We start from the raw sequence: 21,606 nt of genomic DNA, 5'->3' as shown, positions 1-21,606 counted from the left end.
CGTGAACGCCTCGTGTTATCGAGCCGCGTCGCCGGACGCCGCCTCACCGGACGATCAGCGTGGCCCGCATCGTCGGATGAAGCTGGCACTGATACGGATAATCGCCGCGCTTGCTGGCGACGTAGCGCCATCGCGCGCCCGGCGCGATGCTGCCCGAATCGAACGCGTCCGACGTCGCGCTCGCGGTATGCGGAACGAGATCCCGGTTCACCCATTCGACGCGGTCTCCGCGATGCACGGTCAACGTCTGCGGAATGAAGCGCATGCCCTCGATGACGACGACGTGCGTGCCGGCCGCTGCGGCGACGCTTGCCGTCGCCGCGAAACCCGCGCCCGCCAGCAGCGCGCATGCGAGCACGAATCCGCTCGTGGGCGCGCTGCGGCGCGGATGTGCCGATCCGGCACGCAGACACTCAGCCACCGCTCTTTCCCAGCGACGCCTGCAAGTGCTTCGCATGATCCAGATGCGCGACGAACACCGGCCGCGCCTTGACGAGCAGCGCCTTCAGCTCGTCGTTCTTCGCGTTCGGGATCAGCGTCTTGTCGAGCGCGTCCAGTACCGTTTCATGGTAGGCCACTTCGTGGGCGATGTACGCGCTGTCGAACGCCGCGCCGTGCAGCTTCTTCAGATTCGCGAGGTTCTCGTCGCCGCCTTGCTTGAGGCTGCGGCTCGTCGCGTTGTCTTCCGGCGCGACGTTCAGTTTGTGCAGCAGATCGGCGGCGGCCTGATTGACGCTGCCGTGATCGGCGACCATGCGTTGCGCGAACGCCTTCACGTCTTTCGACATGGATCGCGATTCGGCGAGCTTGCCGGCATCGATGTCGACCTGATTGGCCGTCGCGACGATCGCGGCGATCTGCGGATCGGTCGGCCCCGCGCCCTGCGCCCAGACGGCGCCGCTCGCGAGCGCCAGCGCGGCGAGCCATCGTCTCGTGATGATCTTCATACGAGTTCTCCCAAATGACGGACAGGCGGCGCGCAGAAACAAAACCGGATGCGACGATTGCTTCCGCGCGCCGTGAGGACATGGATGTCACGTGCTTTCGTCACGTTCCGGCGCGGGAAACGCGATCGTTGCGCCCCGCCGGGCGATGCCCACGGCGGGAGATTGCGCACGCGTCGTTTCGTTCGTTTGGCGCGCTAGTGCCGCAGCATTCCGCCGGATCGGCTCATGCCGCCGCCGTGCGATATCCCATGATGAAAGCCGCCGCCCATCGGCGGACCGATGTGGCTTGGCGTCATCGGATGAAAATGATGGAACCGGTGGAAGTGGTGGAAGCGGTCGACGAAGACGAATGACGTGCCGCCGACGACGAAGAACGGCGTGCTCCAGTACCACGGATCGGGATACGGGTACGCGGCGACGGGATACCACATCACGCTGCCGTCCTCGTTCTGGACGAGCTGCCATGTTCCGTCGCTTTGCAGGCACGCGCGTCCGACGACCTGCTGCATCGTGCCGTCGATTTCCGCTTGCCCGGTGATCGCTCGGCAGTCGGACGTGTCGAACGGCGCGGTCGAGCCGTCATAGGTTTGCGCGCATGCGGATACGGATAAACCTGCGCAAATCAGCGCGGCTCCGCAACGGATCAGCTTGTTCATGATAGGGCTCTGAATGGACACCCCGGAATGCCGACGCGCGGCGTGTCGGCCGGCGTCGTCCTGCCTGTCGTTATCGATGTTTGCGAGCGCATTTCGCGAAGCGTCGCTCCGCGCAAAGGGACGCTCGACAGGTAAACGAATCGGCGCGCCGGTCTATTCCACGATGCGGACAAGCGCGTTGGGTGAGCTCGGCCACGTGCCGGCGGACGAGCCGGATCGCGTCGATTCCGCGGTCTCGAGGCCGACGTGCCGCGCCGTCGGCCTCACGCGATGCGCGCCGTCATGATCGACCGACGCGCGGTGCGAATGGCACAGCGATGCAAGAAGTTTGTCCAATTGTCGCGGCAGTTGATCGTTTTCGGCATCTGCCCGACAATCCGGTTCGCTTGGCTGGTCGTAATAATTCGAATTCCATTCCACTCCGAGGAAACCATGCCTTATGTGTCGACCCACTACCTGAACAACCCGAACGCACCCGTCGGCAAATGGACGTGCGCGCCGACGTCCAACCTCGGGCCATTCGATACCGCGCCGTCGGGTCGCAACACGTCGGGCCGCGACCTGTGCGGCCAGTGCGTGTCGTACGTGAAGCGCGTATGCCCGGCGCTGCCCATGACCGTGCAATGGCGCAAGGGAGCGCAAGTCAAGGGCGGCACGTCGATCGTGCCGGGGACCGTGATCGCGACGTTCAACGCCGCGGGCAACTACGAGGGCCACGCGGCGATTTACGTGAGCCAGTCGGCGGCGGGCATCCTGGTCTACGACCAGTTCGTGACGCCGCCCAGCCCGCAACCGGTCAAGCAACGGCTGCTGCGCTGGGGCGCGCACGGCCGGTCGAACAATGGGGACAATTTCCATGTCGTGGAGTAAAGCGGCCGGCGTGTTGCTGGCGATGTCGTTCTACGGCTGCGCGAGCGCATCCGGCACGACGGCGGAAGTGTGCCCGGTGCGGGCGGAAAGCCCGCTGCGCTACGTCGACGTGTTCGACGGCGCGCCGAGCGAGATGGCGACGCTGGTTCCCGACGAGGGCGGCGAGCGCACAGGCAACTGGCAACTCGGGTACGTGTACGACGCCGGCCGTTACGTGACGGTCCGCTGCAAATACGCGGACGGCCGGACGACGGACGTCAAGCTCGCCGACCGGGTGAATCGCTGCGATTACCGGATCGACGGGCGGAAGACGTTGAAGCTGATGTGCAAATGATCGTCGCGTGATGCGCGGCGGCGGGCGGCGCGCTCGAGGCTTTTTTGCGTTCGATGCGCGCCGCGCCGATGAAGCTGCTTCGCAAGCGGCCTTCATGGCGCGCGCGATTCCCTCCTTTCCGTCCGACGCGCCGATTGGATTCGCCCGCCGGCCGACAACGCGGTGACGAACACGCGCGCCGCATTCGTGTTCGGGCTCGAACGGAACCCCGCTCGTTCGCCGCGCACCGTTCGTCAGATCTGCTCGTCGAGCGCATGCGTGACGGCCGCTTCGCCGACGCTGTCCGCCTGTCCCACCACCGCATAGTTGAAGCCGCGCACCGATCCGTAGCGCGCGAGCAGCTCGCCGTCGGCGCGCTTGCCGGCCGCGAGCAGACGATTTGCCGACTCGGGCGGCCGCACGTAGAAGCTCAGCGTGCGCCCGGCCGCATCCTCGTACAGCACCATCGCCGCGGTGCCGCGCTCGGTCGCGAACAGCCGGCCGCCGACGGGCGCAAAGCCCGCGCCGCTCAGATCCGGCAGCCGGACCGATGCGCCGACCTCGCGCGCGAGCCACGCCTGCAGCTCGCCCGGCTGCTTCTGCACGACGTCGACGCGCGCGCTGCGATCGACGACCATCAGCTTGTACGCCGCCACGGCGTCGCTCATCGGCGCGGCGGGGGAACTGTTCAAGCCGTGCGCCAGCCAGCCGCCCGTCGGGCGATCCGCTGCTAGCCGCGCGCTCGGCCGCGTATGCGGATTCGTATCTGCGCCGCACGAGTGAGGAAGCCGGGATTCCCGGCGCTGCGCGTCCGCTTTCGGAGAAACGATGATGAAGACTGCGTTCAGCCCGCTTGCGCGGCTGCTGCATTGGGTGATGGCGGCGATGATCGTTTCAATGTTTTTTATCGGCGCGGGGATGGTCGCGTCGGTGTCGGAGCGGCATGCGGTGTTGATCGCGATTCATAAGCCGCTCGGGATGGCGGTGCTGTTGATGGGCGATGCTGTCCGCGGGCGGGTATCCGGTGACGTTGGGCGGCGGCGTGCAATTGCCGTCGATCGCGCCCGCCGATCCGGTTTGGTTCGCTTGGCTGCGGCATGCGCATCGGTGGTTGGCTTATCTGTTCTTCGTGACGTTTTTGGTGCACTTCGCCGCCGCGCTTTATCACGGGTTGATTCGGCGGGATGGGGTGTTGAGGGCGATGGTGGGGAGGTGAATGCGGTGGTTGCCGTTCCGGGCTTCGCGGGCGGTCTTCAGTCTTGAAAATCGCCGATGGGCCTTTGTTTTCGCACACGCAGCTTGAGTGACCACGAAATCCGAGAACCAGATCTAGCTGAACCGAATAAGCAAAAAGGCTCCATTCGGAGCCTTTTTGCTTTATTTGTGTCAGTGATTCTTCAAGCACCCGCTGCAAACTTCGCTTTCTCGGTTACTCGACGACAACAACCTCAAACATCAATATTCCCCGCCCGCAACGCATTATTCTCGATAAACGCCCTACGCGGCTCGACCTCATCCCCCATGAGCGTGGTAAAGATCCCGTCCGCCGCAATCGCATCCTCGATCTGCACGCGCAGCAACCGCCGCACCGCCGGATCCATCGTCGTCTCCCACAGCTGCTCGGGATTCATTTCGCCGAGACCCTTATACCGTTGCTTCGACATATTCCGCTCGGCATCGGTCATCAGCCACTTCATCGCGTTCTTGAAGTCGGACACGTTCGAGCTGCGCTCCCCACGCTTGATCATCGCGCCTGCGCCGATCAGCCCCTTGAACGTATGCGCGGTATTCACGAGCTGCTGATAATCGGCCGTGAGCTGGAACTCCTCGTCGAGGACCGACACGCGCACGTTGCCGTGATGCGTGCGCTCGATGCGCAGCGACCGCACCTCGCGCACCGGATCGTAGGTCGGCACGACGCGCACTTCCGTCTTCGTCGCGTCATCGCTGAGCGCCGCGGCCAGGGCCTTCGCCGACGCCTCCGTCGACGCCTCGTTCGACAGGTCGATCGCCACGCCGTCCATGATCGCTTCGAGCGCGGCCGGATCGTACAGGCGGCTCAGCCGCTTGACGACGCCCTGCGCGAGCAGATACGAGCGCGCGAGCTCGCCGAGCGCGTCGCCCGAGATCGGCGTGCCGTTCTCGGTCGGCACGAGCTCCGAACCCTGCAGCGCGAGGCGCAGCATGTGCGCGTCCAGCTCGGTGTCGTCCTTCAGATAGCGCTCGTCGCGGCCCGCCTTCACCTTGTAGAGCGGCGGCTGCGCGATGTACACGTAGCCGCGCTCGATCATCTCCGGCATCTGCCGGTAGAAGAACGTGAGCAGGAGCGTGCGGATGTGCGCGCCGTCGACGTCCGCGTCGGTCATGATGATGATCCGGTGGTAGCGGAGCTTGTCGAGGTTGTAGTCGTCCTTGCCGATCCCGCAGCCGAGCGCGGTCACGAGCGTGACGATCTGCTCCGACGACAGCAGCTTGTCGTAGCGCGCCTTCTCGACGTTCAGCACCTTGCCGCGCAGCGGCAGGATCGCCTGGAACTTGCGGTCGCGGCCCTGCTTCGCCGAGCCGCCCGCCGAGTCGCCCTCGACGATGTAGATTTCCGACTTCGCCGGATCCTTCTCCTGGCAGTCCGCGAGCTTGCCTGGCAGGCCGACGCCGTCGAGCACGCCCTTGCGGCGCGTCATCTCGCGCGCCTTGCGCGCGGCGTCGCGCGCGCGCGCCGCTTCGACGATCTTGCCGCAGATGATCTTCGCGTCGCCCGGCGTTTCGAGCAGGAACTCCTCGAGCGCCTTCGCGACCACTTCTTCGACCGGCGCGCGCACTTCCGACGACACCAGCTTGTCCTTCGTCTGCGAGCTGAACTTCGGCTCGGGCACCTTCACCGACAGCACGCACGACAGGCCTTCGCGCATGTCGTCGCCGGAGGTTTCGATCTTCGCCTTCTTCGCGATCTCGTTGTCGATGATGTACTTGTTGATCACGCGCGTCATCGCCGCGCGCAGGCCCGTCAAGTGCGTGCCGCCGTCGCGCTGCGGAATGTTGTTCGTGAAGCACAGCACGTTTTCGTTGTAGCTGTCGTTCCACTGCATCGCCACTTCGACGCCGACGCCGTCCTTCTCGCCGTTGATGTGGAAGATCGTCGGGTGCAGCACGGTCTTCGTCTTGTTGATGTACTCGACGAAGCCCTTCACGCCGCCGACGAACGCGAAATCGTCTTCCTTGCCCGAGCGCAGGTCGGTGAGGCGGATGCGCACGCCGTTGTTCAGGAACGACAGCTCGCGGATGCGCTTCGCGAGGATGTCGTAGTGGTATTCGACGGTGCCGAAGATCGTCGGATCGGCCATGAAGTGCACTTCGGTGCCGCGGTTCTCGGTGTCGCCGACCACCTGCATCGGCGACACGTCGATGCCGTCGCGCGTTTCGATTGCGCGGTTCTGCGCGATGCCGCGATGGAACTCCATGAAGTGCTTCTTGCCGTCGCGGCGCACGGTGAGGCGCAGCCAGCTCGACAGCGCATTCACGCACGACACGCCGACGCCGTGCAGGCCGCCCGACACCTTGTAGCTGTTCTGGTCGAACTTGCCGCCCGCGTGCAGCTCGGTCATCACGATTTCGGCGGCGCTGCGCTTCGGCTCGTGCTTGTCGTTGAGCTTGACGTCGGTCGGGATGCCGCGGCCGTTGTCGGTCACGGAGATCGAGTTGTCCGCGTGAATGGTCACGTGGATGTCGTTGCAGTAGCCGGCGAGCGCTTCGTCGATCGAGTTGTCGAGCACCTCGAACACGAGGTGATGCAGACCGGTGCCGTCCGACGTGTCGCCGATGTACATCCCGGGACGCTTGCGCACCGCTTCCAGGCCCTCGAGGATCTGGATCGACGACGCGCCGTAGCTGTTTTCGGGCTGCGAATTGTGCTGTTCAGTCATGGGTTTCTTCCGGTTCTGCTGGGCTGCTCAGTTGGCGGCGGGGTGCTTCTGCCGAGAAAACCCGGGCCGCCTCGGGTTTTCTCGCCCCTTCCGGGGCCCGGCGTCGCGCGCCGGCGCTCGAGCGTCCGAATCGCCATAAAAACGCCAAAGGGGCGTGGCGCCCCTTGGTGTGTCCGGCGAGTCGGGCGCGTCAGATGCGCATCGGCATCACCACGTACTTGAATTCGTCGTTCTCGGGCACGGTGATGAGGGCGCTCGAGCTGGCGTCGCCGAGGCTCACCTGAACGGTGTCGACCTTCAGGTTCGCGAGCACGTCGAGCAGATACGTGACGTTGAAGCCGATGTCGACGGTGTCGCCCTGGTAGGCGATTTCCAGTTCTTCCTGCGCCTCTTCCTGGTCGGCGTTGGTCGACATGATCTTCAGCTGGCCGGGCGCGATGATGCAGCGCACGCCCTTGAACTTGTCGGACGTGAGGATCGCTGCGCGCTGCAGCGAGCGCTGCAGCTCTTCGCGGCCGATTTCGAACGAGTTCTTGTGCGCCTTCGGGATGACGCGCTGGAAGTCGGGGAACTTGCCCTCGACGAGCTTCGACACCAGCTCGACCTGACCGAACGTGAACTTTGCCTGGGTCTGCGCGATGTCGATCTTGACCGTGTCGTCGATGTCCTCGAGCAGGCGCTGCAGCTCGAGAATCGTCTTGCGCGGGACGATCACTTCCTGGCGCGGGAACGCGCCCTCGATCTTCATCGACGAGAACGCGAGGCGGTGGCCGTCGGTCGCGACGGCCATCAGGCTGTCGCCGTCGACGACGAGCAGCATCCCGTTCAGGTAGTAGCGGATGTCCTGCTGCGCCATCGCGAAGTACACCATGCCGAGCAGCTGGCGGAACGCTTTCTGCGGGACGGAGAGGCTCGCGCCGAAATCCTTCGCCTGCGCGACGGTCGGGAACTCGTCGGCCGCGAGCGTTTGCAGCGCGAAGCGGCTCTTGCCGGATTGGACCGTCAGGCGCTTGTCGGCGAGCGTCAGCGTGACCTGGCCGTCCGGCATTGCGCGCAGGATGTCGAGCAGCTTGCGGGCCGCGACGGTCGTCGCGACCTGGTCGCCGCCGACGCCGAAGTCGGCGCGCGTCGTGATCTGGAGCTCGAGGTCGGTCGACAGGAACGACACGTCCGGGCCGTTCTTCGTGATCAACAGATTGGCGAGGATCGGCAACGTGTGGCGGCGTTCGACGATACCGCTCACGGTTTGCAGCGGCCTAAGGAGGGTGTCTCGTTCGGTCTTGACCAGTTGCATAGAGTTCCTTCGTTCAAATAACGGCCTGCAAGCCTCGCAGCGCCACGCCGGGGGGCCGTCGGCCCGCCGCCGGCGAGGCGGTCAAACCAGTATTGTGCCTCAAAACCGAACCGCCCCTTTTAAATTGGGGCGCTTCCGCCATTCTCAAGCGCTCGCTTGCATCAGCCCTTGAGCGTCTGCTCGAGCACGTGCAGCTCGTGGTTGAGCTGCGCGTCCTTGCCCCGCTCGTCGGCGATCTTGCGCACCGCATGCAGCACGGTCGTGTGGTCGCGGCCGCCGAACAGCTCGCCGATTTCGGGCAGGCTCTTCTGCGTGAGCTCCTTCGCGAGGTACATCGCGATCTGCCGCGGCCGCGCGATGTTCGCGGGGCGCTTCTTCGAGTACATGTCGGCGACCTTGATGTTGTAGAAGTCGGCGACCGTCTTCTGGATGTTCTCGACCGAGATCTGCCGGTTCTGCACGGTGAGCAGATCCTTCAGCGCCTCCTTCGTCAGCTCGATCGTGATCTCGCGGCCGTGGAACTTCGAGTACGCGAGGATCTTGCGCAGCGCGCCCTCGAGCTCGCGCACGTTCGAGCGCAGATGCTTCGCGACGAAGAACGCGACGTCTTCCGACAGGCTCACGCCTTCCGACTGCGCCTTGCGCATCAGGATCGCGACGCGCATCTCGAGCTCGGGCGGCTCGATCGCGACGGTCAAGCCTGAATCGAAGCGCGAGATCAGGCGATCGTCGATGCCGGAGATCTCCTTCGGATACGTGTCGCTCGTGATGATCACCTGCGCCTTGTTCGCGACGAGGGCCTCGAATGCGTAGAAGAACTCTTCCTGCGTGCGCGACTTGCCCGAGAAGAACTGGATGTCGTCGATGAGGAGCAGGTCGAGCGAATGATAGTAGCGCTTGAAGTCGTCGAACGCCTTGCGCTGGTACGCCTTCACGACGTCCGACACGTACTGCTCCGCGTGGATGTAGCGGATGCGCGCGCCCGCCTTGTCGAGCAGGAGCTGGTTGCCGATCGCGTGGATCAGGTGGGTCTTGCCGAGGCCGACGCCGCCGTACAGGAACAGCGGGTTGTACGAGATGCCCGGGTTGTCGGCGACCTGGATCGCCGCCGCGCGCGCGAGCTGGTTCGCCTTGCCGGTCACGAAGTTGTCGAAGGTGAGCACGGGATTGAGCTTCGAGCGCTCGTACATCGAATCGGTTTCGCCGTTCGCGTTCGCCGCGCCCGGGCGCCACGTGCGGCGGCCGGCCGCCGCTTCGTGCGCGGTGAGGCTCGGCAAGTCGAGGTCGGCGGCGTCGTCGGCGTTCAGCGCGGCGGCGTTCGCCTGCGCGGCCTGCGCCGCGGCGACTGCCGCATTGATGGCGGGGGCGGCCGTGGCGCGGGCGTCGGCGGCGCCCGCCGTCGCGGTGGCGGGCGCGGCGGATGCGGGGCCCGCGGACGGCAGCGGCGCGCGTGGCGCGAGCGGCGCCGCGCCTGCGGCGGCGCGCTGGCCTGCCTTCGGATCGAGCACGAATTGCACTTCGATCGGCGCGTTCCAGAAATCGCGGGCCAGATCGGAGATCCGGCCCGAGAACTGGCTCTTGACCCAGTCGAGCTTGAAGCGGTTCGGGGCGGCGATCGACAGCGTGTTCGCAGCGGCATCGAAAGCGACCGGGGCCAAGGGTTTGATCCACGTCACGTACTGCTGGGGCGTTAATTCACGCTCCAATAGCGCGGAACAGTGTTGCCAGAAATCGTTCATCGAAGAGCTGTCGTTGTTTCGGTTGCACGTACGGCACGCGGCCGCCCTTGTCGCGGATGCGCAACAAGGCCCGGTGCGGCCGTGCGGACGTGCCTCGGACGCTTGCGCGACAAGGGTTTGAGCGCGAGCGCGGGCCGAGGCGGCGTGCGGGATTCTTGGAGATAAGGCGAGATTCTACCGCCAAACGCGGTGCGCGCGGGAGTTATCCACAGGGCCGAATCGTCGGTGGGGAGCGATCGCCACAGGGCGCGGAGCCGGGGATCGGCACCGCCGATGCGGCCCCGGCATGCCTCTAACGTATTGACCGCCAAGAGAAAAACGGTTTAAATAGCGGGTTCCGCGAAAACCAATCCTGTTATTTTCGGCGATTGCGTTCGCCCGGTTGCCTCGAAAGAGAGGGCACGCGGTCCCTGATTCCCGATATTCTCGAACAAGTGAGAGCGACATGAAACGTACCTACCAACCTTCCGTGACGCGCCGCAAGCGCACCCATGGCTTCCGCGTGCGCATGAAGACGGCCGGCGGCCGCAAGGTCATCAACGCCCGCCGCGCGAAGGGCCGCAAGCGTCTCGCCATCTAAGGGCGGGCCGCGCGCCATGTCCGCCGTCCGCAGCGATGCGGGCGAGGCAGCCGCTGTCCCGGGTTCGATTCCGTTGCAAGCGTCCGCCGCCTTCCCCAAAGCTGCGCGACTTCTGAAAACGGATGAATTTTCATCCGTTTTTCGTTTGCGCCCGTGGCGGCGCACCGCGCACTTCGTGGTCTACGGCAAGCCGACGGGGCGTGATGCGCGTCTTGGGCTCGTCATCGGCAAGAAGTACGCTCCGCGTGCGGTGACGCGGAATCTGGTCAAGCGGCTCGCCCGCGAAGCGTTTCGCACGCGTCGCGCCGAGTTCGCCGGCTGGGACATCCTGCTGCGCCTGCATGCGCGCTTCGACAAGAAGGCGATGCCGAGCGCGGCATCCGCGCCGCTCGCGGCGCTGTGCGCGGGCGAGATTCGCGAGCTGCTCGACCGGGCAGCCCGGGAGATCGCCCGTCGCAACGGGGCGAAGCCCGCGTCCGAGTGACGCGCCGACGCCCGTCGCAGACGGCGGCCAGCCGTCTGCCCGATTGGCTCGAACGCGGCGCACCGGCGCCGCCACTGCTATGCAAACGGTTTTGATCGCGTTGCTGCGCTTCTACAAGGTTGCCGTGAGCCCGCTGCTCGGCAGCCGTTGCCGTTTTTATCCCTCCTGTTCGGATTACGCGCGCGAGGCAATCCAGTATCATGGCGCCGCGCGCGGCACTTACCTTGCCGCCAGGCGCCTGTGCCGATGCCATCCGTTCTCCGCGGGCGGCATCGACCTCGTCCCGCCGCCCAACTCCGACGCACGCAACGCTTCTCACAAAGCTGAGGCGTCGTCCCATCGACTCTGAGACAACGCATGGATATCAAACGCACCGTCCTATGGGTGATCTTCTTCATGTCAGCGGTCATGCTGTTCGACAACTGGCAGCGGTCCCACGGACGCCCGTCGATGTTCTTCCCGAACGTCACGCAGACGAACACCGCGTCGAACGCGGCTAACGGCGCGTCGGGCGCAAGCGCGGCGGCGGCGAACGCGCTGCCGGCGGCCGCGACGGGCGCAGCCCCCGCGACGACCGCGCCCGCGGCGCAGGCGCAGCTCGTGCGCTTCTCGACCGACGTCTACGACGGCGAGATCGACACGCGCGGCGGCACGCTCGCGAAGCTGACGCTGAAGAAAGAGGGCGACGGCAAGCAGCCCGACCTGTTCGTCACGCTGTTCGACCACGCCGCGAACCACACGTACCTCGCGCGCACGGGCCTCCTCGGCGGCGACTTCCCGAACCACAACGACGTCTATGCGCAGGTCGCGGGTCCGACGTCGCTGTCGGGCGACCAGAACACGCTGAAGCTGTCGTTCGAATCGCCTGTGAAGGGCGGCGTGAAGGTCGTGAAGACGTACACGTTCACGCGCGGCAGCTACGTGATCGGCGTCGACACGAAGATCGACAACGTCGGCACGGCGCCCGTGACGCCGACCGTCTACATGGAGCTCGTGCGCGACAACACGCCCGTCGAGACGCCGCTCTTCTCGCACACGTTCCTCGGGCCGGCGGTCTACACCGACCAGAAGCACTTCCAGAAGATCAACTTCAGCGACGTCGACAAGAACAAGGCCGATTACGTCACGTCCGCCGACAACGGCTGGATCGCGATGGTTCAGCACTACTTCGCGTCCGCGTGGATTCCGCAGCAAGGCGCGAAGCGCGACATCTACGTCGAGAAGATCGATCCGACGCTTTACCGCGTCGGCGTCAAGCAGCCGGTCGCGGCGATCGCGCCGGGCCAGTCGGCCGACGTGTCCGCGCGCCTCTTCGCCGGTCCGGAAGAAGAGCGGATGCTCGAAGGCATTGCGCCGGGCCTCGAGCTCGTGAAGGACTACGGCTGGGTGACGATCATCGCGAAGCCGCTGTTCTGGCTGCTCGAGAAGATCCACGGCTTCGTCGGCAACTGGGGCTGGGCGATCGTCCTGCTCACGCTGCTGATCAAGGCGGTGTTCTTCCCGCTGTCGGCGGCGAGCTACAAGTCGATGGCGCGGATGAAGGAAATCACGCCGCGGATGCAGGCGCTGCGCGAGCGCTTCAAGAGCGATCCGCAGAAGATGAACGCGGCGCTGATGGAGCTCTACAAGACCGAGAAGGTGAATCCGTTCGGCGGCTGCCTGCCGGTGGTGATCCAGATCCCGGTGTTCATCTCGCTGTACTGGGTGCTGCTCGCATCGGTGGAAATGCGCGGCGCGCCGTGGGTTCTGTGGATTCACGACCTGTCGCAGCGCGATCCGTACTTCATCCTGCCGGTGCTGATGGCTGTCTCGATGTTCGTGCAGACGAAGCTCAATCCGACCCCGCCGGATCCGGTCCAGGCGAAGATGATGATGTTCATGCCGATCGCGTTCTCGGTGATGTTCTTCTTCTTCCCTGCCGGCCTCGTGCTGTACTACGTGGTGAACAACGTGCTGTCGATCGCGCAGCAGTACTACATCACGCGTACGCTCGGCGGCGCCGCGGCGAAGAAAAAGACGAGCTGACGCTCGGCTGTCTGAAAACGGGGCGACGCAGTTCGCCCCTTTTTTTCGAGCCGCGCCGAGCGGTCGTATTGTCGTGCATCGCTTCGACCGAGGATGCGAAAAAGCCGCCTGGTTGGTCAGGCGGCTTTTTCATTGAGGCCGGCGGCGCGCGATCAGCGCTTCGAGGTATCGCCGTAGAACTGTTCGATCAGTTCCTGCACCAGATAGCGGTGATGCGGCGACAGCGCCTCGATCTTCGACGCGAGCTCGATCGTCTCCTGCGTCGGCGGATATTTTTCGTCGCGCGGCAGCGGCTGCGGCGTCGTGCGCGCCGCGCTCGGCGGCGGACCGTAGTGCAGCCAATGCAGGTCGACCCGCAGCCACTCGGCAAGCGTGCGAAGCTTGTCAGGTGTCGGGATCGTGCGGCCCGTCAGCCATTTGTGCGCAGTTTGCGGAGAAACCGGATGCTCGCCGTGATGACGCAAATTGAAATGCAAAGCGAGTTCCGTCGCGCCGGTCACTTTTTCTGGGCTGCGCAACAAGGCGAATTTGAGACGTTCGGTGAACGCCGCTTTTTCTTCGAGTGTCGGCATGGCCAGATTGTGCAGTTCGACTGCTGCCAGGAAGACAACCAGTCGGGTTATGTTTAGCCCAACTGAGTGATCGTTTAACTGGTGGATGCCAGAGGTTGCGACCGGATGCGAGTGCGCTCATGCTTGCTGATTGGCGGTCGAGGTCGATTCGTCGATGCCTTGCCGGATATTTGTCGTACGAATTGATTAGCGCAACTAAGATAAACGGAAAATTGCGGAAAATGGCGGGTTGGAACGTGGTCTGCGCAATACTATTGCGCAGCCGGGCTACAATTCGGCATTCAAAGATATCTCCGGTTTTTTGGATTTCCATTTCATTTATTTCAGATTTATCGCCATGCTTGCCACTGATTCCGATCCGATCGTCGCCATTGCCACCGCGTCCGGCCGGGGTGGAATCGGCGTCGTGCGCATTTCGCTCGGACGCGCCGCGGAAGCGGCGGCGCTCGCGCTGAGCGACGCGCTGTGCGGCACGCGGCTTGCGCCGCGCCATGCGAGCTACGTGCCGTTTCTCGACGGCGCCGGCGAGCCGCTCGATCGCGGCATCGCGCTCTATTTCCCGGCGCCGCACTCGTACACCGGCGAGCACGTGCTCGAGCTGCAAGGCCATGGCGGCCCGATCGTGCTGCAACTCGTGCTGCAGCGCTGCCTCGACGCCGGGCGCGCGTACGGCTTGCGGCTCGCCGAGCCGGGCGAATTCACGCGCCGCGCGTTCTTGAACGACAAGCTCGACCTCGCGCAGGCCGAGGCCGTCGCCGATCTGATCGAGGCGAGCACCGAGGCCGCCGCTCGCTCGGCCGGCCGGTCGCTCGACGGCGCGTTCTCGCGCGACATCCACGCGCTCGTCGACGACGTGATCGCGCTGCGGATGCTCGTTGAGGCGACGCTCGACTTTCCGGAAGAGGAGATCGACTTTCTGGAGGCGGCGGATGCGCGCGGCAAGCTCGCGCACATCCGCGAGCGGCTCGCGCACGTGCTCGGCGACGCGCGGCAGGGGGCGCTGCTGCGCGAGGGGCTGTCGGTGGTGCTCGCGGGGCAGCCGAACGTCGGCAAGTCGTCGCTATTGAACGCGCTTGCGGGCGCGGAGCTCGCGATCGTGACGCCGATCGCCGGCACGACGCGCGACAAGGTCGCGCAGACGATCCAGGTCGAGGGCATTCCGCTGCACATCATCGACACGGCGGGGCTGCGCGAGACGGAGGACGAGGTCGAGAAGATCGGCATCGCGCGCACGTGGGGCGAAATCGAGCGGGCGGACGTCGTGCTGCATCTGCTCGATGCGCGCAGCAGGCTCGGCGCCGACGACCAGGCGATTGCCGCGCGTTTTCCGGCCGGGGTGCCGGTCGTGCGCGTGCTGAACAAGACGGATCTGACGGACGTGCCGGCGTCGGTGGCGCGTGGGGGCGGCGGAGAGGGCGGCGCGGAGGTGTGCGAAGTGCGGCTGTCGGCGAAGCGCGGCGACGGGATCGATCTGCTGCGCGGCGAGCTGCTGCGGATCGCCGGGTGGCAGGCGGGCGCGGAAAGCGTGTACCTCGCGCGCGAGCGGCATCTGATCGCGCTGCGCGCGGCGCAGGCGCATCTTGCGCGGGCGGCCGAGCATGCGGATCAGAATGCGCAGGCGCTGGATCTCTTCGCCGAGGAACTGCGGCTCGCGCAGGAGCAGCTCAATTCGATTACCGGGGAATTTACTTCTGATGATTTGTTGGGAGTGATCTTTAGTCGGTTTTGTATTGGGAAGTAGCCGGTCGACCGACGATTGCGCGGCAACACCGACGCAGGATCGGATCGCCGGCAGCCTTGTCCGGAGTCGATTCCGGCTGCGGCATATAGAGCGGCAGATTGGGCCCAGCGGTCCCGCATGTCCGTTCTTGGGCTGACCTGACGCAGGCGATGCCGATTCTCTCACTGCGCGCTCACGTCACCCGTCTGAGCGATCTTGGTCAAGACCTCTTTTTGGTGGGCGTACCACGAAACAAGACAGCGCTTGTCACGGCAATTCTTCTGACGGTAATTCCATTGCTTGCGCGTGCGATCGGCGAATGCGGCTTTGTCGGAAACCGCTTCTTTTGCTTGCTGATAGATGATCGCGAGCTCGCGATCGGACGCCGCGAGTTCAGGGTCATGGCAGATCAGATATTCAGGAATTGATCTGGCCTTCGAGCAATCGAAACTTGTTTGCTGTGGAATTGATTCCGTCGTCGAGTCTTGTGGTGTCGACTGAATCGAGGTCGTTGCCGGGTTATTGATGGATGGAACGGCAACTGGCCGAGGCATTGGTGCAGTCTGGCCATACGGTCTTAATTGGTCCGATAAGGCGTCTTCCAGCATTGCGCCTATCAGCGAATTCGGCGCGACACGAATCGTCTCGGTCTTTAGCACCATCGTGCCGGACATGATCTGCACTTTCGCAAAATTGCACGGTGCTTGGCATGTCACGCGCGTCGCATCATTTTCGTTGTCCGGATCAAGCATCAGCAATACGTACGTTCCATCCCGAAGACTGACATAACGCATCATGACGAGGGGCTTCGCTGCTTTTCCGCTTCGCACGTCATCCTCACTTAAGGCCGGCTCGTAGCCATATGTACCGTCTTGTTCCATCGCGTATTGATGAGAGGGCGGAGGAGGTTCGGGCGCGGCAACGGGCGCAGGGGGGCGGTGGGGAGGCGTTGTTGGAACTGCTCGCAGACGCTGGCTGCTGCGGGCTCGCCGAGGCAATGGACGCTTCCTGTTTGCTGTGAAGCTATTGCAAGCGCCAAGCGTCGCCACCAATAGGCACGGCAGCACCAAGATCCTTATCGTTCACACCCGTCGCATGTGCTAGTTCTCGTACTGCCGACAGCGCAATTGCTTTTTGATTCTAGTGCTGCGCATAGCATCGAGGGTGAGGAAAATGTGCATTGGAGGCGCGGTCAACCGAAATGAAACTCACTCAATAGTTAACAATCTTTCACATTCGTCGCCGGCCGATTCGACTTCTTCAAACACCGCCAAACCATCATGGAGTTTCCCCTAACTCCCGCCTTCTCCTCATACTGTCAAGCCTCTCCCGGCCGTTTTGAAACACAAGATGCAGAAGTTACGGCTGGTTGCAAAAGGATAAAAGACGGACACTGATTCGCTGCGTATCCTTCGCTCACCGAGACCATAGTTGGGGGGTGTCATGAAAACAATTTGGAAGATTCTCGGCCTGGCGGCCGCCGCGTCGATCTCGCTTGCCGGCTGCGGCGGCGGTGACGGCGGCGGCACGCAAACCGGCACGCTGCACGTCGCGATGACCGATGCGCCGTCGTGCGGCTTTGATCATATCTTTGTGACTGTCTCGAAGGTGCGCGTCAACATGAGTGCGCAAGCGGGCGACAACGACGCCGGCTGGACCGACGTCGCACTCGCGACGCCGCAGAAGGTCGACCTGCTGTCGCTGACCAACGGTGTGCTCGCCGATCTTGGCCAGAACGCGCTGCCGGCCGGCCAGTATCAGCAAGTGCGTCTCGTGCTTGCGCAGAACCAGGGCAACACGCTCGCGAACTCGGTCGTGCCGACGGGCGGCACCGAGCAACCGCTCGCAACGCCGAGCGCGACGCAAAGCGGCTACAAGATCATCACGCCGTTCACGGTTCAGCCGAACACGCTCGTCGATCTCGTTCTCGACTTCAACGCGTGCAAGTCGATCGTCCAGCGCGGCAACGGCACGTACGCGCTCAAGCCCGTCGTGACCGCGACGCCGACCGTCGTCAGCGGCGCGATCGACGGCTACGTCGCGCCGAACGAAGCCGGTGCGACGGTCTACGCCGAGCAGAACGGCCACGTGATCAAGGGCACCCTCGCCGACAGCAGCGGCCACTTCGTGCTGACGCCGCTCGTGCAGAGCTCGACGAACGGCAACTACGACGTCGTGATCGCGCAGAACAACGTGTCGACCGGGATCGTCCGTTCGGTGCCCGTCGTCGTGAACACGACGACGTCGGTGTCGACGTCGTCCGCGCCGATCGCGCTGCCTGCATCGACGATGAACGTCGTGAGCGGCACGGCCACGGCGAGCGCGGATGCGATCCTGCGTGCACTGCAGATGGTGAACTCGCTGCCTTATGAGATCGCGTCGGCGAACGCGAATCTCGATACCGGCGCCTACGCGCTGACGCTGCCGACCGCGGCGCCGGTCGTCGGCACGTACTCGGGTTCGCTGCCGGTCGTGATGGGCGCGGTGCCGACCGTCGCAGGCCAGTACACGATCGAAGCCGACGCGGCGAACGGCGCGACGCAGCAGCAGCCTGTGAACATCAGCACGGGCTCGGTCTCGAACGTCAATTTCGGGTTCTGATCGTCGGTAAAACGAACGGAAGGGGTGCGGCCCCTTCCGTTTCCACCATCAACGGGGAAATAACATGAAGAAAATCATCATCGCTTTGGCGGTTTCCGCAGGTGTCCTGAGCGGCTGCGCGGTCTACGTGCCGGATCAGCCGGGCGTCATCATGGCGCCGCAGGGCGGCCCGGGCAACGGCTTCTGCCCGCCCGGACAAGCGAAGAAAGGAAACTGCTGAGTCGCGCGATTTCGCAGACCAAGGGCGCCTTCGGGCGCCTTTTTTTGTATCGGACCGCGGCGCCCCGAACGATCTGCAGTGGTCCGAATCGGTTCGCCGTGCAACCGGTTCGGTTCGCGCACGGCGTGCGACGCCGCACAAGCAAACGCCGAACCTGGCTTGTCACCGGATTCGGCGTATCGAATGAAATCATGCGTGCGCGGCATCCGGAACTGCGCGCCGTGCGTTCTCCGTCGCCGCCGTGCCGATGCGCGGCGGATGTCTGCTCGGATGCGGCAAATCCACGCGGCCGCGGCGCGGACGGCTCGACGTCGTCAATGCCCTCGCCGCAGGATGCGCCACGGATGGCGCCAGTCGATATGCGGCGCGTGCTCGTCGCGCGGATGCTGCAGGCGGTGCTCCTGCCAGAGTTCGTCGGAGTACAACACCGCGACGATGAGAAGCGGCAGTACGAGAAAAACGCCCAGTATCACTTGCTCGATCACGATAGCCTCCCTCCCGGGGCGGGAACCCTCGATTCATTTTAGGCTCTGTACCAGGGCCCGCAGTCATTTTCCGTCGATGCATCCTTCGACGCACTCCGCGCTTGCCCGGGTGTCCATGCCGCCCGCACGCAGTTCTCCGAATGACTCAAGGACAACCACCACCATGCAAATTCAGAACGAACAACATACGCTCGCGCTGAGACCGCTCGAGCGTCAGGATCTCCGTTTCGTCCACGAACTGAACAACGACGCGAAGATCATGCGTTACTGGTTCGAAGAGCCGTACGAAACGTTTACGGAGCTGTCGCAGCTATACGATCAGCACGTGCACGACCAGCGCGAGCGCCGCTTCGTCGCGGCCGATCCGGACGGCGAACTCGTCGGTCTCGTCGAACTGATCGAGCTCGATTACATCCATCGTCGCGGCGAGTTCCAGATCATCATCGCGCCGAACCGGCAGGGACGCGGGTACGCGACGCGCGCGACCCGGCTCGCCGTCGAATACGCGTTCAAGGTGCTGAACCTGCGCAAGCTGTATTTGATCGTCGACAAATCGAATGCCGCGGCGATTCGGGTTTACGAGAAATGCGGTTTTCAGCACGAGGCCGAATTGATCGAAGAGTTTTTCGGCAACGGCCAATATCACAACGCATTGAGAATGTGCATTTTCCAGCGCGATTATTTCGTCGCCCAGCCGAATGCGGAATTGCACGGCCGCGAATAACGCCGGCCGTCGTGTACGCCTTAGCGCCAAGCCGCTCAGGGCATGGCGCGTATGACGACGGAACGAATGCCGGGTGCGAAAGCGCCTGGCATTTTTCTTGTATTCCGCAGATCAGAAAAATTGCGATGCGGCGGCGCGATATTTTTCGACGACTTTATGTGCGATGCACCAAATCGCGAATCGTCTTCTTTTGAATTATCCAACTCGTTCATCGTGGAAAACCGCGCGCGACTGAAAGGCATGTAGGGCAAGACTTTTGGGCATCCGAATAATCCGGAAAACGCATTCGTGTCGCAACCGGGCGCGGCGGCGTGCTCCACAAACGAAGCTGCGCGGCGGGTGCGGCAATTCGTCGCTATTGCGGTCGCACAACGAATGTGCTTGAGATCGCCTTCTCATCTTCTAGCATGAGAAGACGCGGGTCGACGCAAGCCTTTAAATACATAGCTAACCCGAGCTCATGACCCGAGCGAATGGGAGACACGACATGATGAAGCGAACCGGTCTTTTTCTGATGTTGACGAGCGGCATCGTTGCATTTTCAGTGGCGCAGGCGAGCGGCGACGCGCCGCTCAAGCCGCAGCAGGAAATCCAGCTTACCAAGAATGCCTGGGGATGCCTGTCGAAAGACAATCTGGATTCCGTACTGAATCATGAGCGCGACGGCCAGTCGCAGGCAAAGCAGCAGTATTTCGACGACTACCGCTGCCTGTCGGTGCCGGAGGGCCAGCGTTTCCGGATCGTCAGCGTCGACAACGGCGACGTGCAGTTCGTGAGCGCGGAGAACAGCGACCAGCAAGGTCTCTGGGCCGACTCGCGCTTCGTCAAGCAGTAACGCGGCCGCATTCGCTTCCGGCGCCGCACTCGGGCATGGCCCGCGTGCGGCGAGATCTCACGGCCCGGCGCGCGTCGGGCCGTGCTGCGTTTGCCGCCGCCGCCTTCGGTGCCGTCCGCGCATCGTCGCGCGGCCATCGCGCATTCGGTATCATCACGCCCCGACCCGAATCAACGGCCCGCATGGGCCCCGATGCTGAATGGCGCTCAAATCGACGATCTACAAGGCGGAGCTGCAAATCGCCGACATGGACCGGCACTACTATGCCGATCACTCGCTCACCGTCGCTCGCCATCCGTCCGAGACGGACGAGCGGATGATGGTGCGCATCGCCGCGTTCGCGCTGTTCGCGCACGAGCGGCTCGAGTTCTGCAAGGGGCTGTCGGACACCGACGAGCCCGATCTCTGGCAAAAGGACCTGACGGGCGCGATCGAGATCTGGATCGACATCGGCCAGCCCGACGAGCGACGCATCGCGAAAGCGAGCGGCCGCGCCAACCAGGTGAACGTGATCGCGTACGGCGGCCGCACGTCGGACATCTGGTGGCAGGGCGTGCGCGGCAAGGTCGAGCGGCTGCGCAATGTGCAGGTGACGTCGCTGGCCGACGGCGTCGCGGCCGCGCTGGGCGGCATCGCCGAGCGCACGATGCGTCTGCAGTGCACGATTCAGGACGGCGCGGCGTGGCTGTCGAGCGCGACGCACGATCCGGTCGCGATCGAGTGGACGGTGTTGAAGGCGCGAGAAGGCGCCTGAGCGGATGGAGAAGCGGTGAGCTGCGCGCGGGGCGGATTGTCGCGCATCAGCCGGAGCGAAGCCACGCTGTTCGGCTCTGGCACCGGTTCCTGATCCCGGCTTGCCGGGATGCGCCCCCGCGCTCAGGACGCGACAGCCTCCGGCGGCCCCTTGAGCTCGACCATGTTCCCTTCCGGATCGAACAGGTAGATCGACGGCCCGTAGCCGTCCGCGCCGTAGCGCCGCGCTTCGTCGCCCGGCCGTGCGCCGTGTGCGGCGAGATGCGCATGCAGCGCGGCCGCGTCGAACGGTTCGACGCGCAGGCACAGGTGGTCCATGTTCCGGCCCTTTCCCGGCGCCCCGCTGTCCGGCCGGTCGATCGACGCGCCGACCGCGAGCAGGTCGATCAGCGAGCGTCCGGCGCGCAGCTGGACGAGCCCCAAATCCCGCTGCTCCTTTTCGACGTGGCAGCCGAGCACGTCGCAATAGAAACGCGTTATCGCCGCCAGATCGGCGACACGCAGCACCACGTGATCGATCTCGTGGATGTGGAATTTCATCGGAGACGTCTCCTTCGGGGGAAGTCTTACCGAGTGTAGACGGTCCGTGCGACACGCGGACGGACGGTGCAAAATCGATGGACGAAAAAAAGCCCGTTCGCGTTCGAACGGGCTTAATCCATATCAGGAGGAGACATGGAGGAGACAGTTCCAACTATACACATCCGGATGGTGCGACGCAATATTCTTTGTGTAAAAAAACGTCAGGACGGCAATCTGTCGCATCCGCACCGCAACAAAATAGGGCCGACGCGGTGCTTGTGCGCGGTTGCGGCAATGGATCGGACGATTGTGTGACATCCGTGTGTCGGCGGTTCGAATGAGAGCG

General features: G+C 64.2%; 23 protein-coding genes and 3 pseudogenes. 15 read left to right on the top strand and 11 right to left on the bottom strand.

What is annotated here, in order from left to right; all coding sequences use genetic code 11:
• Nucleotides 1-43: 43 nt before the first annotated feature.
• The 3 genes from BG90_RS07495 to BG90_RS07485 all read right to left on the bottom strand — a co-directional run bounded on the left by BG90_RS07495 (nt 44) and on the right by BG90_RS07485 (nt 1,603).
• The gene (locus tag BG90_RS07495; RefSeq protein WP_010113148.1) at nt 44-358 is read right to left on the bottom strand and encodes a cupredoxin domain-containing protein; all 315 of its coding nucleotides are present in this window, start codon (nt 356-358) and stop codon (nt 44-46) included.
• A 55-nt stretch (nt 359-413) separates the two neighbouring features.
• Nucleotides 414-947: a DUF4142 domain-containing protein gene (locus BG90_RS07490; protein WP_010113047.1), complete on the bottom strand. Its 534-nt coding sequence runs from the start codon at nt 945-947 to the stop codon at nt 414-416.
• 194 nt (nt 948-1,141) lie between these two features.
• On the bottom strand, nt 1,142-1,603 hold the full coding sequence (locus tag BG90_RS07485; protein ID WP_010113049.1) for a hypothetical protein: 462 nt from the start codon (nt 1,601-1,603) through the stop codon (nt 1,142-1,144).
• 432 nt (nt 1,604-2,035) lie between these two features.
• Here BG90_RS07485 and BG90_RS07475 point away from each other — a divergent pair, with 432 nt between their 5' ends.
• A complete protein-coding gene (locus tag BG90_RS07475; protein WP_010113151.1) occupies nt 2,036-2,473 on the top strand; it encodes a BPSL0067 family protein in 438 nt (145 codons plus the stop codon).
• Entirely contained in the window at nt 2,460-2,807 is a 348-nt protein-coding gene (locus tag BG90_RS07470; RefSeq protein ID WP_010113153.1) for an STY0301 family protein, read from the top strand. Before BG90_RS07475 ends, BG90_RS07470 begins: the two co-directional genes overlap by 14 nt.
• A gap of 233 nt (nt 2,808-3,040) precedes the next feature.
• On the opposite strand, the pseudogene BG90_RS07465 reads toward BG90_RS07470, so the two are convergent.
• Nucleotides 3,041-3,499 (bottom strand): annotated as a pseudogene (locus BG90_RS07465) (anti-sigma factor); the annotation flags it as partial.
• Here BG90_RS07465 and BG90_RS34845 point away from each other — a divergent pair.
• Nucleotides 3,496-3,618: pseudogene (locus BG90_RS34845) on the top strand (catalase); the annotation flags it as partial. The pseudogenes BG90_RS07465 and BG90_RS34845 overlap by 4 nt on opposite strands.
• Nucleotides 3,615-4,002: pseudogene (locus BG90_RS07460) on the top strand (cytochrome b). The pseudogenes BG90_RS34845 and BG90_RS07460, both read left to right, overlap by 4 nt.
• Nucleotides 4,003-4,234: 232 nt before the next feature.
• On the opposite strand, the gene gyrB reads toward BG90_RS07460, so the two are convergent.
• From gyrB to dnaA, 3 genes are all read right to left on the bottom strand, one after another.
• The gene (gyrB, locus tag BG90_RS07455) at nt 4,235-6,706 is read right to left on the bottom strand and encodes a DNA topoisomerase (ATP-hydrolyzing) subunit B (RefSeq protein ID WP_010100646.1); all 2,472 of its coding nucleotides are present in this window, start codon (nt 6,704-6,706) and stop codon (nt 4,235-4,237) included.
• A 190-nt stretch (nt 6,707-6,896) separates the two neighbouring features.
• Nucleotides 6,897-8,000: a DNA polymerase III subunit beta gene (dnaN, locus tag BG90_RS07450; RefSeq protein WP_010100649.1), complete on the bottom strand. Its 1,104-nt coding sequence runs from the start codon at nt 7,998-8,000 to the stop codon at nt 6,897-6,899.
• Nucleotides 8,001-8,161: 161 nt separating this feature from the next.
• Nucleotides 8,162-9,739 carry a chromosomal replication initiator protein DnaA gene (gene dnaA, locus BG90_RS07445; protein ID WP_038802807.1) on the bottom strand — a complete coding sequence of 526 codons (1,578 nt, stop codon included), beginning with the start codon at nt 9,737-9,739 and terminating at the stop codon, nt 8,162-8,164.
• A gap of 445 nt (nt 9,740-10,184) precedes the next feature.
• Between dnaA and rpmH the strand changes: the two genes are divergently transcribed.
• The 4 genes from rpmH to yidC all read left to right on the top strand — a co-directional run bounded on the left by rpmH (nt 10,185) and on the right by yidC (nt 12,828).
• Nucleotides 10,185-10,319 carry a 50S ribosomal protein L34 gene (gene rpmH / locus BG90_RS07440; protein ID WP_004198824.1) on the top strand — a complete coding sequence of 45 codons (135 nt, stop codon included), beginning with the start codon at nt 10,185-10,187 and terminating at the stop codon, nt 10,317-10,319.
• Nucleotides 10,320-10,335: 16 nt separating this feature from the next.
• Nucleotides 10,336-10,803, top strand: coding sequence for a ribonuclease P protein component (gene rnpA, locus BG90_RS07435; RefSeq protein ID WP_038800130.1), 468 nt, complete (start codon nt 10,336-10,338; stop codon nt 10,801-10,803).
• Nucleotides 10,804-10,882: 79 nt separating this feature from the next.
• Nucleotides 10,883-11,152 carry a membrane protein insertion efficiency factor YidD gene (gene yidD, locus BG90_RS31000; protein ID WP_010100663.1) on the top strand — a complete coding sequence of 90 codons (270 nt, stop codon included), beginning with the start codon at nt 10,883-10,885 and terminating at the stop codon, nt 11,150-11,152.
• Nucleotides 11,153-11,160: 8 nt separating this feature from the next.
• On the top strand, nt 11,161-12,828 hold the full coding sequence (gene yidC / locus BG90_RS07430; RefSeq protein WP_045568103.1) for a membrane protein insertase YidC: 1,668 nt from the start codon (nt 11,161-11,163) through the stop codon (nt 12,826-12,828).
• Between the two features lie 152 nt (nt 12,829-12,980).
• On the opposite strand, the gene BG90_RS07425 is transcribed toward yidC, so the two are convergent.
• On the bottom strand, nt 12,981-13,346 hold the full coding sequence (locus tag BG90_RS07425) for a helix-turn-helix domain-containing protein (RefSeq protein ID WP_232239053.1): 366 nt from the start codon (nt 13,344-13,346) through the stop codon (nt 12,981-12,983).
• On the opposite strand from BG90_RS07425, the gene BG90_RS37245 reads away from it, so the two are divergent.
• Together BG90_RS37245 and mnmE are read left to right on the top strand one after the other, a co-directional pair.
• Nucleotides 13,299-13,457: a hypothetical protein gene (locus BG90_RS37245; RefSeq protein WP_232239052.1), complete on the top strand. Its 159-nt coding sequence runs from the start codon at nt 13,299-13,301 to the stop codon at nt 13,455-13,457. The genes BG90_RS07425 and BG90_RS37245 overlap by 48 nt on opposite strands.
• A 280-nt stretch (nt 13,458-13,737) precedes the next feature.
• Nucleotides 13,738-15,141, top strand: a complete 1,404-nt coding sequence (mnmE, locus tag BG90_RS07420; protein WP_010113175.1) for a tRNA uridine-5-carboxymethylaminomethyl(34) synthesis GTPase MnmE — start codon at nt 13,738-13,740, stop codon at nt 15,139-15,141.
• Between the two features lie 161 nt (nt 15,142-15,302).
• Here the strand turns inward: mnmE and BG90_RS30995 are convergent, their stop codons facing one another.
• On the bottom strand, nt 15,303-16,001 hold the full coding sequence (locus tag BG90_RS30995; protein ID WP_038801898.1) for a lysozyme inhibitor LprI family protein: 699 nt from the start codon (nt 15,999-16,001) through the stop codon (nt 15,303-15,305).
• A gap of 562 nt (nt 16,002-16,563) precedes the next feature.
• Between BG90_RS30995 and BG90_RS07415 the strand changes: the two genes are divergently transcribed.
• Both BG90_RS07415 and BG90_RS07410 read left to right on the top strand, forming a co-directional pair.
• A complete protein-coding gene (locus tag BG90_RS07415) occupies nt 16,564-17,721 on the top strand; it encodes a DUF4382 domain-containing protein (RefSeq protein ID WP_010113180.1) in 1,158 nt (385 codons plus the stop codon).
• A gap of 64 nt (nt 17,722-17,785) precedes the next feature.
• Nucleotides 17,786-17,941, top strand: coding sequence for a lipoprotein (locus BG90_RS07410; protein ID WP_009902052.1), 156 nt, complete (start codon nt 17,786-17,788; stop codon nt 17,939-17,941).
• 314 nt (nt 17,942-18,255) lie between these two features.
• Here the strand turns inward: BG90_RS07410 and BG90_RS36655 are convergent, their stop codons facing one another.
• Complete coding sequence (locus BG90_RS36655) at nt 18,256-18,426, bottom strand: hypothetical protein (protein ID WP_010113186.1); 171 nt, start codon at nt 18,424-18,426, stop codon at nt 18,256-18,258.
• Between the two features lie 163 nt (nt 18,427-18,589).
• Here BG90_RS36655 and speG point away from each other — a divergent pair, with 163 nt between their 5' ends.
• The 3 genes from speG to BG90_RS07390 all read left to right on the top strand — a co-directional run bounded on the left by speG (nt 18,590) and on the right by BG90_RS07390 (nt 20,739).
• Nucleotides 18,590-19,150 carry a spermidine N1-acetyltransferase gene (speG, locus tag BG90_RS07400; protein WP_010100688.1) on the top strand — a complete coding sequence of 187 codons (561 nt, stop codon included), beginning with the start codon at nt 18,590-18,592 and terminating at the stop codon, nt 19,148-19,150.
• Between the two features lie 487 nt (nt 19,151-19,637).
• Nucleotides 19,638-19,985, top strand: coding sequence for a surface attachment protein Sap1 (gene sap1, locus BG90_RS07395; protein ID WP_010100693.1), 348 nt, complete (start codon nt 19,638-19,640; stop codon nt 19,983-19,985).
• A gap of 199 nt (nt 19,986-20,184) precedes the next feature.
• On the top strand, nt 20,185-20,739 hold the full coding sequence (locus BG90_RS07390; RefSeq protein WP_025989578.1) for a YaeQ family protein: 555 nt from the start codon (nt 20,185-20,187) through the stop codon (nt 20,737-20,739).
• Between the two features lie 122 nt (nt 20,740-20,861).
• Here the strand turns inward: BG90_RS07390 and BG90_RS07385 are convergent, their stop codons facing one another.
• Complete coding sequence (locus BG90_RS07385; protein ID WP_025989579.1) at nt 20,862-21,278, bottom strand: VOC family protein; 417 nt, start codon at nt 21,276-21,278, stop codon at nt 20,862-20,864.
• Between the last annotated feature and the right edge of the window lie 328 nt (nt 21,279-21,606).

It is taken from the genome of Burkholderia oklahomensis C6786, assembly GCF_000959365.1.
Lineage (GTDB): Bacteria > Pseudomonadota > Gammaproteobacteria > Burkholderiales > Burkholderiaceae > Burkholderia > Burkholderia oklahomensis.
Note: the sequence above shows the minus strand (reverse complement) of the source record. Positions and strands in the feature narration are given on the sequence as shown.

Excerpts from the sequence above, each read along its gene's own strand:
- speG (WP_010100688.1), top strand. The coding sequence starts at position 18,590 with ATGCAAATTCAGAACGAACAACATACGCTCGCGCTGAGACCGCTCGAG.
- dnaA (WP_038802807.1), bottom strand. The coding sequence starts at position 9,739 with ATGAACGATTTCTGGCAACACTGTTCCGCGCTATTGGAGCGTGAATTA.
- dnaN (WP_010100649.1), bottom strand. The coding sequence starts at position 8,000 with ATGCAACTGGTCAAGACCGAACGAGACACCCTCCTTAGGCCGCTGCAA.
- BG90_RS30995 (WP_038801898.1), bottom strand. The coding sequence starts at position 16,001 with ATGGAACAAGACGGTACATATGGCTACGAGCCGGCCTTAAGTGAGGAT.
- sap1 (WP_010100693.1), top strand. The coding sequence starts at position 19,638 with ATGATGAAGCGAACCGGTCTTTTTCTGATGTTGACGAGCGGCATCGTT.
- BG90_RS07415 (WP_010113180.1), top strand. The coding sequence starts at position 16,564 with ATGAAAACAATTTGGAAGATTCTCGGCCTGGCGGCCGCCGCGTCGATC.
- rpmH (WP_004198824.1), top strand. The coding sequence starts at position 10,185 with ATGAAACGTACCTACCAACCTTCCGTGACGCGCCGCAAGCGCACCCAT.
- mnmE (WP_010113175.1), top strand. The coding sequence starts at position 13,738 with ATGCTTGCCACTGATTCCGATCCGATCGTCGCCATTGCCACCGCGTCC.
- BG90_RS07385 (WP_025989579.1), bottom strand. The coding sequence starts at position 21,278 with ATGAAATTCCACATCCACGAGATCGATCACGTGGTGCTGCGTGTCGCC.
- BG90_RS07470 (WP_010113153.1), top strand. The coding sequence starts at position 2,460 with ATGTCGTGGAGTAAAGCGGCCGGCGTGTTGCTGGCGATGTCGTTCTAC.
- gyrB (WP_010100646.1), bottom strand. The coding sequence starts at position 6,706 with ATGACTGAACAGCACAATTCGCAGCCCGAAAACAGCTACGGCGCGTCG.
- BG90_RS37245 (WP_232239052.1), top strand. The coding sequence starts at position 13,299 with ATGCAAAGCGAGTTCCGTCGCGCCGGTCACTTTTTCTGGGCTGCGCAA.
- BG90_RS07485 (WP_010113049.1), bottom strand. The coding sequence starts at position 1,603 with ATGAACAAGCTGATCCGTTGCGGAGCCGCGCTGATTTGCGCAGGTTTA.
- yidC (WP_045568103.1), top strand. The coding sequence starts at position 11,161 with ATGGATATCAAACGCACCGTCCTATGGGTGATCTTCTTCATGTCAGCG.
- BG90_RS07490 (WP_010113047.1), bottom strand. The coding sequence starts at position 947 with ATGAAGATCATCACGAGACGATGGCTCGCCGCGCTGGCGCTCGCGAGC.
- BG90_RS07410 (WP_009902052.1), top strand. The coding sequence starts at position 17,786 with ATGAAGAAAATCATCATCGCTTTGGCGGTTTCCGCAGGTGTCCTGAGC.
- BG90_RS07475 (WP_010113151.1), top strand. The coding sequence starts at position 2,036 with ATGCCTTATGTGTCGACCCACTACCTGAACAACCCGAACGCACCCGTC.
- rnpA (WP_038800130.1), top strand. The coding sequence starts at position 10,336 with ATGTCCGCCGTCCGCAGCGATGCGGGCGAGGCAGCCGCTGTCCCGGGT.
- yidD (WP_010100663.1), top strand. The coding sequence starts at position 10,883 with ATGCAAACGGTTTTGATCGCGTTGCTGCGCTTCTACAAGGTTGCCGTG.
- BG90_RS07390 (WP_025989578.1), top strand. The coding sequence starts at position 20,185 with ATGGCGCTCAAATCGACGATCTACAAGGCGGAGCTGCAAATCGCCGAC.